General features: G+C 38.3%; 1 protein-coding gene. It reads right to left on the reverse strand.

The genetic code is table 11. The annotated features are described in order from the left end of the window. The coding region (locus tag CBI42_RS11850) for a hypothetical protein (protein WP_142294159.1) at positions 1-274 on the reverse strand (274 nt) is incomplete at both ends.

Below are 274 nucleotides of genomic sequence, written 5' to 3' on the forward strand. Positions count from 1 at the left end.
TCAGATCTTGGTATTGATCAGCAATCTCTTTTTGACTAACTCCATATTTAAGAGCATACTTAGCCCCGTCTTTTTGCATTTCTGTCACGGTCTTAATGGCAGTTTTAGCCTTGTCACCGCCCGTAACCAGTAAGTTTTGGTTTACTTTATAAACATTTTGAAGTTCAGTTGCTTTTTTAGCGCCAGAAAAAGCTGCTGCTCCCAATGTCCCCATCGCTACGCTGGCACCTAGTAAACTACCTTTAATTGATCCAAATGAATTTTTAAATTTATT

The organism is Streptococcus sp. KR, from assembly GCF_002238115.1.
Classification (GTDB): Bacteria; Bacillota; Bacilli; order Lactobacillales; family Streptococcaceae; genus Streptococcus.